A 15,907-nucleotide genomic window follows, 5' to 3' on the forward strand; every position below is an offset into this window, starting at 1 on the left:
GTTCTGACCAGACTCGCTATTACAAGAAAGCGTTTCTGGTAGAAATAGCCACGTTGTGCCAAAGTAAAATCAGGCATGACGTGGCTATTTCTTTGTCTAACCCTCGCACCGACACTCTTGATCGGAGTGATATTGATGAAGATTAAAAGCCAGGTCGAACTTGACAGCGACCGTAAAACCTACGTCCTTACCTTCCCGCAGGATCTCGCTGAAGACCGTGTTCAAGCGTGGTTGCGCTCCGTCAGCGGCACTCTGCACGCTAAACCGTCACTCTTTGACGGCGTCCCAACTATCGTCTTTGAGACGTGGTCTACCTCAGCCGGCATCGAGCACCGTATAAAGGTTCCGTGGCAGCACGCGGACGACATCATGAGCCAGCTCCGTACCCATCTCCGCGGCCTCCGCTATGAACCCGCGACCATCTTCCCCAGGCAGGAGTGGACTTACGCCGTTGAGATCGGCGAGAGCAACCCTGAACGTAGTCTGCGCATTCACAGCTCCAACGACACGGCCGCTTCAATCCTGACGTCAATCGGACAGCTGCACGGCGATGAAGCCGTGCTCATGCAGTGGGTGGTTGCCCCGAGTAGACCTACGCGATTACCAGAGGACGGCGCGAAGACTGCTGCCTTCAGCTTCAAGTCCCTGCTTGGTATCCCTGATGCAGGTAAGGACGAGCTCAACGATCGCCGTAAGAAACTCAGCGAAGCCAATTACAGGGCCGTCCTACGAGTGGCAGCAAAGGCGAACACGCGACCACGAGCCGAAAAGCTGGTGAGCAATGTCCGGTCTTCCTTTACTGCGCTGAACTCCCCCGACAACCGCTTTATTGAAACGCGGGTGTCTAAGAACAAACTCCAAGACAATATTGATCGCGCGGCAACCGTGTTGTACTTCCCGATGACACTGGCGATCTCTGAACTTATCCCGCTGATCGCATACCCGATTGGCTCCCCGATGGTGGCTGGACTCCCCCGATCAGCTAGTCGCCACCTTCCAGCGGCAGTGTCCATTCCAGAGACGGGCATCATCTTGGGCCGCAGCAACTTCCCCGGTAGTGAACGTCCTATAGCTCTGAGCTGGCAGGACATCACCAAACACATGCACGTCGCCGCACCGACAGGTACAGGTAAGACCGAGTTTTTAACCACGATTGGTCGGCAGATCATCGAGGCCGGGCTGGGAATGATCCTCATCGAAACCAAGGACGATCTGTTTGATCGCCTGCTGGAGTCGATCCCCAAAGAACGAATTAACGACGTCGTTGTCATTGATGTCAACGATCCGGCCGCTCCAGTGGGCTTCAACGTCCTGGATGACGGTGACCCCTTCAGGACTATTGAGGATATTGAAGGCATCGTGTCTAACATCCACGGCGACAAGGACGGCGTCTGGTTCAAGAAGGTGGTCTACCACGGTCTGCGCACCCTGATGACTCGGCCGGGCGCGACAGTGGCGGACTTGGTCCCGCTGCTTCAACCTCGCTACGACGAACTGCCGTGGCGCGACGAGATCATCAAGAACCTCAAAGAGCCTGAGCTGATTCACTTCTGGCAGGAGCTGGAGAACCAAGGCAAGCAGAAAGAAATGCAGATCGTCCAGCCAGTTATCGACCGCTTCTGGCACTTCAACTCTCGCCAGTCAGTCCGAGACATCTTCGGACAGAGCACCAGCAGCATCACCATGGCTCAGGCGATTGCTCAGAACAAGATCGTCCTGGTCAACGTGACCAACATCGAGAAGAGCACGACTAAGTTCATCAGTTCATTGCTCATCAACTCGGCATGGAAAGCGGTTAGAGCCAACCGGCCAGACAAACCGTTCTTCTTCATGGCGGATGAGGTCCAAAATCTCATGCACCTGCCTATCAGCCTTGACGACATGCTCGCCCAGGCGCGTAGCTACAACTTCCCCATCATCATGGCGAACCAGTCGGTCAGTCAGCTACCGCTGCCGATTCGACAGGCCGCCCACAACAACGCCAGGACCAAAATCGTCTTTCAGCTTGAGAGCGACGACGCCAAGAATATGGCGACTCAGTTTGGCAGCTCGGTCACGGACAGCGACCTGATGAACCTTGGCCAGTACGAGGGGATAGCCAGGATCGCCACCAGCGACGGCGTCAGTACGCCAGTCAGCTTCATTGCTGCTCCCCCGAAGCAACGGCACAACCTGGGATGGAAAGTCCGCGAGGCCAGCCGCAAGAACTACGGACGGGCACCCGCAGCCATTGCAGACGAGATCAGCCAGCGCCGAAAGGCCACCCCTACACCTACCAAGCAGCGTCCAAACATCGGGATCAGAAAGTGGGAGAAGTAATGAATATCAACCAGTATCAGGAAGCAAGGCTCAACCTGAGCATGTTCGTCACAGACATGGCCCACAAACGAGCGCATGAACTGGGATTCAGCTGGGTGCCGGCGGTCGATGCGCCGGCTACCTACCGGGAGCTGATGACTGTGTTCGCGGACTCGGTCCAGACTCGAAGCGCGTTGCCCGTGTACTCGCTCTACTGCGACCTCTCCATCTTCAAGAACGCCGAGACCAATATGGCGCTCCGGTTCTGGCATGACAGCCTCCACATCCAGACTGGACTGACGTTTAGCCTTCCCGATGAACACGAGTTGGCACTTGAGCACCTGCGCATCATGGAGGTTGAAGGAATCAAGAAGCACAGCATGGAGTGGGAGATGCTGCGGATTGACCTTCTGGGGCAAAACTACCTGCGGGCCATGTGCAAGAAGTTCCCCGATAACCAAGAGCGGTTCGTCCGGCGGTGCCTGGAGATCGGCTTTGACGAGGGTGTTCTTGAAGAAGTCAGGCTCCTCAACGCGGCATAGGCACAGAAAAAGCCCGGCTCGAATATCTGAGCCGGGCTTTTTCTATGTTCTAGTGTGCGGCGCGGTAAGCGTCCTGGACCGTCTGAGCTACACGGCCACGCTCCGATACGTCATAGCCATTGTCTTTAGCCCACTGGCGGACCTTCTGGAGCTCTTCCTTGTTGCTAGAGCTACGTGCGGCGGAAGTCGAAGCGCTACGTTCGCGGGGAAGTCGAGCCGTTACCTTGGATGCAACGTCGATGTACTTGCCGAGGAAGTCTTCGAGTTCCTTGGCGTTCTTCTCGCTCAGATCAATCTCATACTGATCTTTACCCCAAGCGAATGTGTAGGAGGATGCGTTGTCCGATCCATCGAGGTCGTCAGTAATCTTTGTAATCGTAGTCTTTGCCATTCAATAAGCCTACACACCAAAAAGCCCTAAGACGACGCTTAGGGACTTTGAAGGTGGATACACAGTCAACTTTCAGCTTAGAGCGCCTCATAGCGCGTCTCAGAGCCTCCAAAGACTAGATATTCGCTGTCTGATTGCTGAGGAAAGTCTTCTGCACGAACACAAGCGCCGTGTTGATGAAGACTGTCGTTGGTCCGAAGAGCTCAGGATCGTTTGTTGTTGCTGTGATGATGTAGGCCAGGACTGCTGATACTGCCGACCACGCCGCAGCTTTCAAAGTCTTACCCACGTTAGTGTTCCAAAATTGTGTTGATGGTTTCATGTCTATGCTCCTAAGTTAAATATTCTTTTTATAGCTGCCCATATTTGCTTGAGCAGGCTGTTGTTGTCTCTGGCTAGGACGAGTGCTTCATCCTTTGCTGCTTGGGCGGCAGCGTCGGCGACAGCAGATGCACGGTCACGTTCTGCGCGGTCAGCATCCAGTCGTGCTTGTTCTTCCGCGGCCTTCTTAGCAGCATCCAGGGCGGCTTGAGATGCCTGAGCCTTACGAACCTTTAGATCGGCGTACTCGTTGGAGTTACGGAGTTCGTTCTTAATGCGTTCTATGTCGAAGCCGCTACGGAGGTATGTATCCATACCGCCTTGGTCGTAGGAACGCTCAAGGACTTCTAGGTACGCCGCAGCTATCTGTGCCGCAGTCACCTTTGGTGTCGGTGGCGTGATTGATCCGCCCTTACCCCAGTCCGTCGCATGCGAGAACTTGTTCCGAGCTTCACGATCTAAGCGACCAAGGTCGTAGGGCGTGCAACGGGTGTTGACGTACTTGTTGTGCGCCACAAGTGGCAGATCGCCATAGGCCGAACGGATGTCAGCGATCAGTTCAGCGATGAGGTCGAAGTCTGCGTCGCTTTGGGCGGGATCGCACTCGATTGAGATGGTGTACGGGTTACCTGGGCCAGTCGCCCATGAGTTGTGCAGTGGATCAACTAAACAAGCCACGCGGCGTCCGTTGCCCGTAGCGACGTAGTGAGCAGATAGTCCGCCGGCCTTCAGGAAGCCGCCGACGACGCCTTCGAACGATGCGCCCGCATCGGGTGCGTTCCACCAGTGGATGGCGATTTCTTTGATTTGACGATTGACGCCCCAAGACTGCGGCGTCAGGTTGGCTGGTGTGAAGTTGGGGCTATCCCATTGTGTTAGATATTGGTAACTCATTCATAATGTCTCCGTTTATGGTTGCTATGCTGCCTCTCTTAGATCGACCGGTTCTTGGCACTCTGACCAAACAGGAAGCTTGTAGAGGTCCTTGTACAGGTCGTCATCCTCATCCGTGTACTTCCATGCCACGTAGCGGGTATCGACGTTGGTGGTCGAACGGATGACGCAAGAGATAAGTGGGGAACGGCCGGCTGCTCCAGCTATGCCGTCTTTCCCGTCAGCGCCAACGCACCGATTGGATGCGCAGTAGGCGATGACCTGGGCTTGGATCTGTGCATCAGTCAGGGCGGGTGCGTCCTGCCCATCAGAGCCGTCAGTCCCTCGACAAGTAGTCTCTTGGCAATAGCTCGTGACCGCGGCATATACCGCCTCGACAGTTGGAGATGATCCTTCACATAGGCCGGTCTCGGCGCAGTACTCTGCGACTGCTAGTTTGACTTCCTGAGCTGTTGGCCGGTCACCCTTATCCCCTTTGTCACCCTTGTCGCCCTTGATGGGTGAACCTGGGGTGATGCTTACGGCTGGCTGGTTGCGCTCAATAAGCTGGTTCGTGAAGAAAACGTTGCCGCCCACTACTAGCAGGGCCAGCACGATGACGGCAGTTCGCATTACGCCTCTTTTGGACAAAAACTTCATAGAGACTTCACTCCATTGATGAGGAGCTGATAGAGCGTCGCCAGGAACATGACGCCCATCCCACCGGCGACCCACCAAAAGAACTTGCGGATAGTTTCATGCGGCGCGAGGCGTATCTCAAGCCGGTCGTTACTGACATAGTTCTTCTTGATCTCGTCAGTGTTCGCTCGAATGGATGAGCCAACGTCTTTGAGCAGCTGCTTGATTTCTTTGTTGTCTTCAAGAGTGCGCTCCTGGTACATCTCAAGATGCTCGGCCACGCGTTCGAGCTCATGCCGCTTTACGGTTGTATCGCTGTCAGACACAAGCGATCCCCATAGCCAGCCCCCGGAGCGCAGATCCGGCGACGATTGCTGTTCCGATGGCTCCAAGCAGATCCACATCGGCTCCTATAGTGGAATCACGCTTATGACACGGTCTACGAACGTACCCGTTCCAGAACCGACTTTATATTTGGCCGTGAATGTCGTTGACCCTGCATTCAAACCCGTAACCAGGAAAGCGCCAGATAAGCGCGAAGTGACAGTGTTAATGAGTATGCAGTTCACGTCATCGGCTGCGACAGTAGTTGCGCCGCTAATAGCGAATCCCATGCTGGTCTGCGCGGAGAACATCGTAGCATTCAAAAAGACAAGTGCCATGCCATTTGCACTGATCGTTACCGTAACGGCCGGACCGACGGTGGTCAAGTCAGTGTAAGACGTACTTGACGTTGCTTGTCCTGTTACTACCTTGCTGGACTGCGCCCCTAAGGACAATTTCGAAGAAGGGATGGAAGCATTCGGAATGTTAGCTATAACTGCCGCTGCCAGACCTCCCACTGTTGTTTTTTTAGTAACAGAGCCTGAAACGTCCACTAGAGGAACGAGGTCGGTTGCATCCGCCACTGCAAGTAGTCCTAGGTCACTGATCTTTTTGTCGGCCATACATTTCTAATCCTTTATATTCCTTAATTTAACATCAAACAGGTGCAGTGGGAAGGTTTTGATATTGTTCGCCTTGCAACTCGTCACTTATCTCTTCAATTCTTTCGTGTTGCGCCTGAAGGACGTCACCTACTTCGAGCGTCACGGCAGTCGGCGTGTAAGAAAGGCTCACTATTTGCAGCAGCAGCCCATCCACAAAGTTGTCGTAGTTAGCAAACCCGACGACTTGGCCCTCCTTGATCGATTCAAGATCGTACCGGGCCGAGGTGATGGTTATCGGCGTGGTGTAGATAGGGTTCTTGAATCGGTTTATCAGCTTCATGGCTTTGCGCTGCATGGCTGCCGGGTCAGTGAATCGACGATCGACGATCCGATGCAGGCCCACTCCCCACTGCGCGATGCTGGCAGCGTCTTCGTACTTCTTGAACACAGGAACGCCTCCCACTTCTCCGCCGATGAAGTAGACCCGATTAATCAGCTGCTCCTTGGAGCGCGTGAGATCAAGAGTCTTGACGTGGTAACCCTTCTTGAAGATGTGGTGGGGTGTCGACGCTGTCGGTTGCATGTAGATGAAGTTGTCGGCCACGTCGCCGTACCAGTACCAACCATCCGGTGACTGCTCGTAGACGCGCTCCACAGCCTCGAGTTTCGTACTCAGCTCAAACTTGAAGGCCGCGGACACGCCTGGGGCAGCTATCGAGTCAGTGCTGTAGGTCGTCACTTGAGGGTTGGTGTCGAGGACGCTCTTGAGCGTCGTCTGTAGTGGCTGAGATGAATAGTTGATGGTCGTCGTCTCACCGCTGCGCACGAGCTCGTTTGATAGGGCCAGTCCATGAGATGCCAGGGTCACGGTGACACCAGTCTGCTCGGCATAGGTAGATTGGTAATCGAGGATCGTGCCGCTGAACACTCGGACGCCGCTCGGTGCGCCGGATGCTGCCAGCAGATACTCTCCGTCTTCAGTAGTCAGGGGCTCCCCCGCTTCGGTGACGAGACGCTGGAACTCTCCATAGTGGACATAGACATCCACCTTGTAATTGATATCCACATCCGTGCCTTCACCCACTGAGTTGTTCGTTTGATAAGTGACGGACAACCTGTCTCCGTCTTCCGTAGTGATCGGTTCGCCGGCCTCCGTCGTCAGATTCGCGCGGACTTCCTTCGTGGTGTTCGGCGACCGAGCAAGGAGGACCGTCGTCGTGGTTCCTGGAGTGTTGATCTTGCGCGTGAACTTCAGATTGTCTTTGACGTCAGTCCAGATCCCGATGAACGCGCCGGTCGATGAGTAGACCTTGTAGACGTAGACCTTCTCGTCTTCCTTGCCGATAGCTTCCCAGTCAGTCGGAGGGGGTGGAGGTGGCGGCAGCTGCGTGAGAACCGGAGCGAAGACAGAAGCCGTGGAGTCGATGAACGTGCCGCCGGATAGGTACATAGTGTTCGTCATGCCATAGACGGTCGCTGTACTGCTGATAAAGGATGGCTGCATGGTTGCAACGCCAGGGATGAGTGTTGACTGGTAGACCGTGGCCGTGGAGTCAATGAAGCCCCAGGTAGGGATTGGTGGCGGCAGAAAGTTCCAGCCGCTGTTGTTTCCGCTGTTCGTGCCTCCGACAGTGTTGAAGGTGGCGCCGCCTGTGGCAACTGAGTCTTTGATGTTCAGATACTGACCGTTGACTGTGCCGCTGGTCTTGACGAACACGTGCTGTAGCCCGACCGATGAGGATTTGATTGTGATCGGTGCTACTGCTGTGCCTGCCGCGATGAAGTTACCGACGAACTGTGTAGTCGCCGAGCTGCCGCCGACCGTCGAGATAAAGGAAGAGCCCGGCATCAACCAGAGCTTGCCAATCGTGTGCGACGTCGTGATGGTCGTAGTTCCATAAACCTGAAGCTCTTTGACATCAGATGAGTCCAGGTTGAAGTTGCCTGTCCCGCTGCAAAGAAAGGTTGCATCCTCAGCGTCGAAAGTCGTCCCGGTCGCATTGATCAGATTGATGCCACTGCCAGTCAGCGAAACGAAAGAAGTAGTGAAGTCGATTGCCCCGGCTTTGTAGAAGGACATGCTCCCTACGTCGATCAGATGGCCATTGGAGTTAAGCGATCCGTTGGTTATGGTCGATACGACGCCAAAGTTCAGGGCGCTAGCGCGAAAGGCATCGGTAAGCCTAAGCGTTGCATTATTTCGAACAGTAACCGTGGCGTTGATGGTGGCGTCATTCTGGTCAAAGGAACAGAGGAAAGATTCGATTTGGAGATTAGCTGTCACAGTGACCTTGCTCGATAAGGTAACGTCGCCATGGATGAAGATCGAATTTGGACCACTTAGGGTGACGTTGTAGGCCACTGTTGCAAATGACAAGTCGTCCACCGAAAGAGTTGCGGCATTGACGCTGACAGACTGTCCGTTTGCAGTGAAGCTATTAGCGTCGAAAACAGCATCATCACTGCTAGTAGGAACTGACGCACCACTAGCACCACCACTGGTAGTAGACCAATGACTTGTATCGGTCCAGCTTCCCGAACCACCGCGCCAAAATCTGCTTGCCATCTAAGTCAGCACCTACAACTTAAAGATGCCGCTAGCGTTCCAGGCGGTCGCGATGTCACCACCGTTCGGAGTGATCGGGATGCCACCCACACCACTGTCGATGTAGCAGATCAGGCGAGACGTGCCGGCCGTTCCTGTGTCTTTGTAGAGGACGATGGCTTCAACTGAAGCACCAGTAACAGCTGCGAAGGTGATGTCAGCTGCATCAGCGACGCCGTTGGTGACGGTCTTGCTTGCCAGGTTGGCACTCGTTGCTACACGCGCACCTGAGGCGATGTCACTGAGGTACTGGTTCGTCGTCAGGCTCGGCGTATAGAGCGCCGTATCAACGAGGACGGCCTTGATGTTATCTGAGCTCCAGTTAATTTGTCCGGAGAGGAATCCTTCTCTTGCCTTATCAAAAAGTGCGTTAGCCATATTTAGTTTTTCCTATTTAATTCTGTCTTTAATGTAACTTACAACCATCGTCTTGTGTAGCTGCTAGTGATCGTAATGCTGCGGGTAGTGAAATCGTCGAGATACCCTAATCCCCCGTCACCAGGTTCAAAACTAAGTAGCTGCCCAGTGAAGTCATGGGCCGCACCGTTGACGAGAACAAGACCTTTCAGGGTGTCGACCTCTAGGACGTCGCCGGCTACCCATGTTCGCGTCACGGCTATTGAGCGGAGAGTCGCAGCGTTAGAGAGGGTGATGGTCTTACTCGTTCCTCCAGTTACCGCGCCCACTGTCACCTTGATGTACGGGTCAGCTTTGTACGAGCCACCAACGCTGAGTGAGACGGTCGTGTTCGAGGTCGTGTTGCTGGCGCTCGTGATCAGCGACGTAGATTCAAGATCCCAGCCCATGCCATCAGGCGAGAGGAACTCAATCGAGAACCCGACGCTCGTGATGCCGCGACTGCTGATGATGTTGTTCTGGACTGACGCAAGGTAGCGACGGATGCCGCCTGCGTAGGCGACGTCAAAGCCCTGGTTTTTCTTCGACATCGCCAATTTGAACGCGTCGAGTGTCTGCTCCAGTTCTTGCTGGGTGGCTTTGCGGATGAGTCCCTCTACTTTGAAGGCCTTCTTCTGGAACTTCTGTTGGACGATCAGCGCACCGTCGCGCTCTGCGAGCTCATCTGCCTGGATGCTATTGGTTGGTGCTGAGTAGACGTCGGTAGCCGTCACAGTGACACCATTCGCCTGCATGTTGAAGTCACCGTAGCTGACACCGATCATGAGGCCATTCCAAACTTGGCTAGGCGCTGCGTCTTGTCGAGGCGGTTAAAGAATGCCTGGACCGCTTCTGCGGACTGGAACGTGAAGTTGCCGCTCAAGATGTTTGTGACGCCTCCTGAGCCTTCTGACGCAAGCTCATTGCGTGTTCTATAGGCCTGGGTAACCGACGCACCACGTGGCATGTTTACGATCTCCGGACCATTCTCACCAACGAGGGTGGACCCGCCAGGCGAGTAAGCAGTACCGGATGCATTGCCGCGTGCATAAATATTATTCAAACCTCGTTGCGCTGTGGCTTTACGTTCAGCAGATGCCGGACTGTTCAAGACGCTAAGGAAGACTTGCTTATCTTTCTCATCAGATGCAGAAAGACGGGCCTTGGCGGCTGTTGCTTCTTCTACGGCAGCTCTCGCATTTTTGGCAGCGTTATACACCGCCATTAATGCACCAATCGCAGCGGCGACCGCTATAGCTGGCATGACAATTGGCGAAGCTACCAGAGCAGCGAGACCAGCGAAGCCGGTGCCGACTGCCCCAATTGAAGCCAGGGATACAACCTTGAACAGCGTGAAAACTGGGCCAAGTCCAGCTGCTGCTAATGCGAGTGTCCCTACTGCCGTCGTCAGTCCGACCACAGCAGTTGTACCGATTACAAGACCCGCGGATAGCTCTGGATTCTTAGATACCCAGTCTGCGACCGCTGTGATGATTGGAGTCATGGTCTGAAGCAGCGAAAGCAGCGCGGGCTGGAGAGCCATGCCGATCTTCTGATTCAAGACCTCTGTCTGCGCTGCCCACACCGCTTGCTTGCCGGCCGCGCTGTCAGCAAGCTTCGCTGCGTCACCCGACTGAGCGTTGGTCTCTTTGAGGATGCCACTAAAGAGTGCCTGCCTAACGCCTGCATCAGTCGTGGCTTTGGAAAGGTCCTGGGCGCTGTAGCCCGCCTCCGTCAGCATGTTGCTCAGGTTCTTGGTAACACCAGCATTGTCTACCAGGATGCTGTTGCCGTTCTTGATACCTTCCGTAGCACTGGACACAGCTTGACCGAAACTCAAAGCGCTTTGGCGTCCGAAAGCGGCACTGTCCTTGAACCGCTTCATCAGCGTGACTGCCTCATCAAGGCTAAATCCTGATGCCAATAGATTCTTGAGTCCTATCGCAGCATCGGTAACTGTCATCAGTCCGTCTTTAGCAAGTGACTGTGCAGCGCGCTCTGCCAGGCCCGCATCGTGCCCAAAGGCGGTTGCCACGCTGTTCAGTCCGGTCAAAGCGGCTTGGTACTTGTTCGCAGAACTGATGCTGCGGTCCATCATGCCGATAAGACTGTAGGTAGCGACGCCAGCGGTGGCGGTCACGCCCGCGAGTGCGCCCATGTGGTCGTTGAGACCACCTATTGACTTAGCGCTGGCTTGTGATTTCCTACCGGCACCGTCAATGTTATCCCCAACATCCTTAATCACCTTAGAGGCGTTATCTTGGGCTTTAATGAGGATGGATATTGTATTGGATGCCATGAAATTATGTGTTAAGTGCCGCTAGTTCTTTCTGTCTCTAATTTAGCACGGTCACTATCTAACGACCATATGTAAAAGGCGCGCTCTATTTCTGCCCACGGCGTTTCAAACGCTGCCTGAATATAGCTTTGATTCAGCCGCTCCATGTAACGGAACAACATGATCTCCAGAACTACTGCGTCTGGGACTCCTGCGCTGATTCCTCTGACGATGTAGTTTCTGTAGTGTTCGGCTCGCTCGTCAGCAAGGCGCTCTCCATCGCTGCCTTGCGTAAATCTTTTGGGTCCAGGTCAAACCCCATGATGTCGGCGTAGAGCTTGTCGTTGACTGCGATGCTGGCATCGATGTCGTCAAGCGTCATGTCTACCAACTCGAACTCAGAGCCGTTGAAGGCTTTGATCTTGCCACTAATGAAGTGATCTTTGACCATTTTTGTCTGCCACTCAACCTGATCGCGCTGCTTCATCGTTGAGAAGTCAGCCTCAGTAACCGCCATGTTGTCTGCATAAGTGGCCGGCTGCACGTAGGCATAGCACTCTTCGCCCCACTCTTCGCTAAGTCCTGTTAATGATGATTTCTTTACAGCTGCATATCGCTTCACTTCGGTCATAGATACTCCAATTAAAAATAGTGCCTTCATTTAAACACGAGGCACTATTTTTATAAAGGGTGAACTAAGCTGCTACGTAAGATGCGCGGGTGTTCTTCAGGACCGGGACATTCGATGCACCGACAGTAGTGTCGTACTCGCAGAAGAACTGGATAGTCGCCGTAACGACGTCGTTCTTGTCTCTCGACTGTTCAAGCTCGCGGTAGCGGACCTTAGTAGCGGTGATCTCTAGACTGTCGTTGCCATTGGTCATAGCGATGCGTAGGGCTTTGATGGTGTTTGCCAAGAAGGCTTCCTCATACTCCGTGGATTTCAAGCGGACCACGAACTCACCGTTAGCCTTGTAGCTGCCACGGTCGAACTCAACCTCGTCCAGGGTGCCAAGTGGATTGACGGCTTCAGATGGACGCTCTGACATGAGTTTGAGGCTCAGGGCGCTGACGGCTGATGCCGCATCTAGGGCGCCGCTGTTGTCCGCGATCTTGAGCGTGATGTGCTTGCTCGTGAAGAGGTTCTGGGAAGTGTAGGCAACTGTTTCGCTAGAGCTAACACCGACGCGGGCCTTGACTGCCGACGAGAAGTTCACGTAGCCGTTTTGCTCTGCTGTGATCTCCAGAGTTTCAAAGACACCGTAGCCATGACGCTGGGACTGCAGCGGACTAGCGATGGCCAGGCTGACGGTCGTTGGGATGCTGGATTGCTTGACGCTAAAGGTATGTGGATAGACCCCTGATACCGCTGCACCTGTAGTCACAGCCCCATAGTGTCCAAGGAGGAAGAAGCCCATATCGACGGCGCTGATCTTGCCACCGAGCGTGCCTTCTGACCAGCGAGATGTGATGCCGCTGTCGCTGATCTCATCGACGACGCCCATAGCGCTGTCATCTTCGACCACGTTCGTCTTTGGTTGAAGATCGTTTGTGTCCCAACGAAGGAACGTTTGTGGCGCGACCGTGACTCCTGGAGTGGCCTCAATGCCAATCCCAACGCCTATGCGCCTGCCTATATGTTGATCAGCTGTTGCCATCACCTACCTCTATTTCTTGATTAGTTTTGTCTTTAGCGACTATCGCCTCTACGTCCGCCAGGTCTGTTGCCTCTATCGTCCGCAGGATCGATGGGACAAAGAAGTATTGAATGGAAGCATTCACCGCTTTAGTCTTAATGTGCTTTGCTAGCTTGTTTACCATGTCTTTAATCTAAAACAATTGACAAGTATTTAAAAGCCTATGATGCAACTGGTATATCCACTGGGTAACTAATGGTGAATGTCACGTGGCCTTCAGCAGTGAGATCGGCCAGACCTTCACCAGAGATGCGGGGGTTGATTCCGTACTCAACGTTCATGGTTCCAGCAATGGCCGTGATGCCCTCTAGCGCCATAGTGCGTATCGCGCCCTTGACGGTTCGCGGCAGATAGAGCCCGGTGTCCTGGTCACGCTCAGCAACGAAGTTCCTGATCTTGCGCTCGGTCATGTTCAGCGGATTGACCTTGTCGTTGTCGAAGTCGTCCCGCTTGTTAAGGATGATCTTGACGGTCAAAGTGTCTTCCACCTCGTCCTGCTGCCAGGAGTCCGAAGTAGTAGTGTCACTGGTCTGCGTCACCACGATGGCAGGAAGGTTGAAGACCGGAATGGCTTCAGGATCACCGTCGTAGTAGGTCTTGAACGTGTCTCCAAAGGTGTCCTTCATCAGGTGAAGGATGCGCTGGACGTTGTCTTCGTACTGACTAAACATCGGCGGCCTTCATCTTTCCGTTGATGTCTTGCTCTATGAAGCCGACGATCGAACGCTCGCGCTTCTCGTCGACGTGCATCATCACGCGCTCCGGCACTCCCCTACCTTCCTGGTGGTAGTCGAAGTACTCAGCCTCGTTCCATAGGCTTGCGGTCAGCTTTGTGGACTTGTGCTTGAACGATCGGTTCATAAGGCCAGACCGGATGAGGGGTGGCCGGCCTGGAAAGGTTCGCGCCTTGAACGCTGCATAGTTGTCGTTGAGTGCTGGCCATGGTTTGCCGAACACCTGCCCGCGTGAAGCAAAGACTTCACCGGAGAAGAAGCGCGTCAGGTAGTTGCCCGTTTCATCCATCGAGTCGCTGAGGTCAAGGACAGATACCCCAAACTTGCGCAGCTTGGTTACGAGCTCTCTATCGCCTTCGACGACAAGGTTGATCGTTGCCATCAGAATTTGTCGCTCATTCTAAAGTAACGAGGAGCCTCACGATCTGGTGCACCTGGAAAGCCACTGATCGACTCAGCGTTAGACAGTGCAGTGCCGGCGTCGTCGGTAAGGATCGTCGCCCCGAGCTTGTAGCTATCGATGGCTGCCCGCGCATCCTTGAGCTTTTGCCGGCTGCTTGACGTATCACCGTAGGCGTTCGCAAGCAGGAGGGCCGCTGCGAGTTGGATGGTCAACGTTCGCACGATGCCAGGGACGGGACTGAATGGGACGGTATAAGCGCCGCTCAGTGATGCGTTGATCTCTGACTCTGCCGCACGCCGCTGTTGATCGATGTCGCTGTCGGCCAAGTTGGTTGCATGCTTGAAGCCGGCCTCGTTACGGATTTCGGACAGGCTGGCATAGTGGGCGAAGTCGTCACCGCGGAAGGCATCGAACGCGTCAAGTGGCGTCTCATCAAGGGTCAGTGGATTGAAGTAGGTGTAGCGGTACCAAACGGCCGCAGATCCGGTCGGGTCAATGTAGTAGGTCGATTGCTGGTCAGGATCAATAGTCCTGGTCGTGAGTACGGCGAACTGATCATCATCAGGCACCGAACCGTTCAGGTCGGGCGCACTGTAGATCTGGATCGAGTCACCAAGTACTGCTGTGACGGGCTCATAGCGCGCGTGTGGCAGCTTGAGTGCTTCGGACAAACTGATAGTCGTCTCATCAACTACGGCGTCAATGACGGCCTTCTCAATGCCCTCACGCGATAATTGACCTAAGTACACTGTCTGTCCGGCTAGCAAGCCGGCACTACTACGAACTACAACGACATCTGATCCGATCGCAGCATCAACGGTTAGCTCGCTGCGTTCAACTATGTTCAGCTCGTCAAAGGAATCTATTCGTACAGTTGTTGCCATATAGTTCTAATTAAACATAGTTGCGCGAGAAAAGGAATGAGAATTGGATTTATGGGGGTTTCTCACGAGTGCAACCGCACCTTGGTGGGCATCACTTTTAGGTATAGTCATCGGTTCCGCCGGTTCGTTTTTCATAGCAATGTGGACCGACAAGAGAAAAGTCGCACAACGCGATGAAGAGTTGAAGTATCAGCGAGAGACGGCAAGACTATCCGAGCTCAAGTCAACCGTTGCGGCCCTCGACGCGGCTGGTGAAAACTGGTGGATGGGATACTCGACCGAGCGGACCGTTCGTCAAGCTCTTCCTGAAGCTCGTTCCCTCCCCCCAGGAACGAACAGAGATCAGGCTCTTGCCAGCATCATGGACAAGTTGGAGGCTGGTGCAAAGCAGGCCCAGGAAGCGGTCAAAGAGGTTGTTTCTCTTTCGTCGCTTATCTTCCTGATCGCTGACGACGAAGTAGCCACGAAGGTTCGCTCTATACTAATCAAGACGGTCTCGCTTCATTCGAACAAGGTCAATGAGGCAGAGATCGACCAGGTAGCGAACAATCTGCGTAAGGCACGGCTTGAGCTCACTGAACTCACGAAAGCAAAGATCGCTGTGCACAACTGAGCCAGCAGAAACAAAAAAGACCACCTATTTTGGGTGGTCTTTTTGTTTTCTTGCCGCTACTTATTATCGGCTTCTGCCTTGGTTTTCCCTTCGGCAGCCTTGGCAGCGGTTTCTGCCTTGGTTTGCTTCTCGGCTTCAGTTTCAATCCTCTCGACAGAGAACACCTTGTCAGCCTTGATAGCCTTCAGCTGCTCGGCGGCGAGCTCGCCTTCGTATCCATGCTCTTTGTTCACTACGATGCCAGCACGGATGCGCTGCTCGTATGGGAACTCTCGTGGAAGGGTGACTTTATACATAGGTCAGT

20 protein-coding genes are annotated in these 15,907 nt (G+C 54.2%); 3 read left to right on the forward strand and 17 right to left on the reverse strand.

What is annotated here, in order from left to right; translation table 11 throughout:
• Positions 1–135: 135 nt before the first annotated feature.
• On the forward strand, positions 136–2,319 hold the full coding sequence (locus tag QK291_RS06735; protein ID WP_282380270.1) for a type IV secretion system DNA-binding domain-containing protein: 2,184 nt from the start codon (positions 136–138) through the stop codon (positions 2,317–2,319).
• Complete coding sequence (locus tag QK291_RS06740) at positions 2,319–2,840, forward strand: hypothetical protein (protein ID WP_282380271.1); 522 nt, start codon at positions 2,319–2,321, stop codon at positions 2,838–2,840. Before QK291_RS06735 ends, QK291_RS06740 begins: the two co-directional genes overlap by 1 nt.
• Before the next feature lie 49 nt (positions 2,841–2,889).
• On the opposite strand, the gene QK291_RS06745 is transcribed toward QK291_RS06740, so the two are convergent.
• From QK291_RS06745 to QK291_RS06820, 16 genes are all read right to left on the reverse strand, one after another.
• Positions 2,890–3,231, reverse strand: a complete 342-nt coding sequence (locus tag QK291_RS06745; protein WP_282380273.1) for an Lsr2 family protein — start codon at positions 3,229–3,231, stop codon at positions 2,890–2,892.
• A 115-nt stretch (positions 3,232–3,346) separates the two neighbouring features.
• Complete coding sequence (locus tag QK291_RS06750) at positions 3,347–3,553, reverse strand: hypothetical protein (RefSeq protein ID WP_282380275.1); 207 nt, start codon at positions 3,551–3,553, stop codon at positions 3,347–3,349.
• A 2-nt stretch (positions 3,554–3,555) separates the two neighbouring features.
• Positions 3,556–4,446 carry a hypothetical protein gene (locus QK291_RS06755; RefSeq protein ID WP_282380277.1) on the reverse strand — a complete coding sequence of 297 codons (891 nt, stop codon included), beginning with the start codon at positions 4,444–4,446 and terminating at the stop codon, positions 3,556–3,558.
• Between the two features lie 24 nt (positions 4,447–4,470).
• Entirely contained in the window at positions 4,471–5,085 is a 615-nt protein-coding gene (locus QK291_RS06760; RefSeq protein ID WP_282380279.1) for a hypothetical protein, read from the reverse strand.
• Positions 5,082–5,390, reverse strand: a complete 309-nt coding sequence (locus QK291_RS06765) for a hypothetical protein (protein WP_282380282.1) — start codon at positions 5,388–5,390, stop codon at positions 5,082–5,084. Before QK291_RS06765 ends, QK291_RS06760 begins: the two co-directional genes overlap by 4 nt.
• A gap of 84 nt (positions 5,391–5,474) precedes the next feature.
• On the reverse strand, positions 5,475–6,011 hold the full coding sequence (locus QK291_RS06770) for a hypothetical protein (RefSeq protein WP_282380284.1): 537 nt from the start codon (positions 6,009–6,011) through the stop codon (positions 5,475–5,477).
• Between the two features lie 34 nt (positions 6,012–6,045).
• Positions 6,046–8,559, reverse strand: coding sequence for a hypothetical protein (locus QK291_RS06775; RefSeq protein WP_282380286.1), 2,514 nt, complete (start codon positions 8,557–8,559; stop codon positions 6,046–6,048).
• A gap of 12 nt (positions 8,560–8,571) precedes the next feature.
• Positions 8,572–8,976 (reverse strand): hypothetical protein, encoded by a 405-nt coding sequence (locus tag QK291_RS06780; RefSeq protein WP_282380288.1) that lies wholly within the window; start codon positions 8,974–8,976, stop codon positions 8,572–8,574.
• A gap of 38 nt (positions 8,977–9,014) precedes the next feature.
• On the reverse strand, positions 9,015–9,779 hold the full coding sequence (locus tag QK291_RS06785; RefSeq protein WP_282380290.1) for a phage tail domain-containing protein: 765 nt from the start codon (positions 9,777–9,779) through the stop codon (positions 9,015–9,017).
• Positions 9,776–11,293 (reverse strand): hypothetical protein, encoded by a 1,518-nt coding sequence (locus QK291_RS06790; RefSeq protein WP_282380292.1) that lies wholly within the window; start codon positions 11,291–11,293, stop codon positions 9,776–9,778. The genes QK291_RS06785 and QK291_RS06790 overlap by 4 nt, the downstream gene beginning before the upstream one ends.
• A gap of 172 nt (positions 11,294–11,465) precedes the next feature.
• On the reverse strand, positions 11,466–11,903 hold the full coding sequence (locus QK291_RS06795; protein WP_282380293.1) for a hypothetical protein: 438 nt from the start codon (positions 11,901–11,903) through the stop codon (positions 11,466–11,468).
• Between the two features lie 64 nt (positions 11,904–11,967).
• Positions 11,968–12,930, reverse strand: a complete 963-nt coding sequence (locus QK291_RS06800) for a phage tail tube protein (RefSeq protein ID WP_282380295.1) — start codon at positions 12,928–12,930, stop codon at positions 11,968–11,970.
• Positions 12,917–13,093 (reverse strand): hypothetical protein, encoded by a 177-nt coding sequence (locus tag QK291_RS06805; RefSeq protein WP_282380297.1) that lies wholly within the window; start codon positions 13,091–13,093, stop codon positions 12,917–12,919. The genes QK291_RS06800 and QK291_RS06805 overlap by 14 nt, the downstream gene beginning before the upstream one ends.
• Positions 13,094–13,130: 37 nt before the next feature.
• A complete protein-coding gene (locus QK291_RS06810; protein WP_282380298.1) occupies positions 13,131–13,640 on the reverse strand; it encodes a hypothetical protein in 510 nt (169 codons plus the stop codon).
• Positions 13,633–14,085, reverse strand: coding sequence for a hypothetical protein (locus QK291_RS06815; RefSeq protein WP_282380299.1), 453 nt, complete (start codon positions 14,083–14,085; stop codon positions 13,633–13,635). The genes QK291_RS06810 and QK291_RS06815 overlap by 8 nt, the downstream gene beginning before the upstream one ends.
• Positions 14,085–14,990, reverse strand: a complete 906-nt coding sequence (locus QK291_RS06820; RefSeq protein WP_282380300.1) for a phage protein Gp36 family protein — start codon at positions 14,988–14,990, stop codon at positions 14,085–14,087. The genes QK291_RS06815 and QK291_RS06820 overlap by 1 nt, the downstream gene beginning before the upstream one ends.
• 43 nt (positions 14,991–15,033) lie before the next feature.
• Here QK291_RS06820 and QK291_RS06825 point away from each other — a divergent pair, with 43 nt between their 5' ends.
• Entirely contained in the window at positions 15,034–15,603 is a 570-nt protein-coding gene (locus QK291_RS06825; protein ID WP_282380301.1) for a hypothetical protein, read from the forward strand.
• Between the two features lie 56 nt (positions 15,604–15,659).
• Here QK291_RS06825 and QK291_RS06830 read toward each other — a convergent pair whose 3' ends face one another.
• A complete protein-coding gene (locus QK291_RS06830) occupies positions 15,660–15,899 on the reverse strand; it encodes a hypothetical protein (RefSeq protein WP_282380303.1) in 240 nt (79 codons plus the stop codon).
• Positions 15,900–15,907: the final 8 nt, after the last annotated feature.

Origin of the sequence: Arthrobacter sp. AL12, from assembly GCF_029960645.1 — a bacterium.
In the GTDB taxonomy this organism is placed as follows: Bacteria; Actinomycetota; Actinomycetes; order Actinomycetales; family Micrococcaceae; genus Arthrobacter.